Genomic DNA, 421 nt, shown 5'->3' on the forward strand with positions numbered 1-421 from the left:
GTGGAGGCCCGGGTGGAGCACCGCATGCGGAGAGCGACCGTTCTCGACCGGGACGAGCCGCCGGAGTTCGCGTCCATCGTCCACGAGGCGGCGCTGCGGGTGCGGGTCGGCGGACGCAAGGTCGCCCGCGCCCAGTTGGAATATCTGCTGGAAGCGACGGACCGGTCCAACGTGTCCCTGCGAGTCATCCCGTTTGCCAGCGAGCTGCACGTGGACATGACCCACACCGTTCTGTACGCGGGTGGCGTGGTGCCCCAGCTCGACACCGTGCACATCGACGCCCCCACTCGCAGCCCTTACCTGGACGCGGAGGCGGAGTTGCATCGCTTCCGGCTGTTGCTCGATCTGGGCCGGACAGCATCGCTGGACCCCGCGGAGTCACTGAGCTTCATCCAACACCTCGCACGGGATATGTGAGAAT

Annotated in this window: 1 protein-coding gene; it reads left to right on the plus strand. The window is 67.0% G+C overall.

What is annotated here, in order from left to right:
* A partial coding sequence (locus RM572_RS29425) for a DUF5753 domain-containing protein (protein WP_311676394.1) occupies positions 1-417 on the plus strand: 417 nt, incomplete at its 5' end.
* Positions 418-421: the final 4 nt, after the last annotated feature.

This window comes from Streptomyces hazeniae (genome assembly GCF_031845485.1).
GTDB classification, from domain to species: domain Bacteria; phylum Actinomycetota; class Actinomycetes; order Streptomycetales; family Streptomycetaceae; genus Streptomyces; species Streptomyces hazeniae.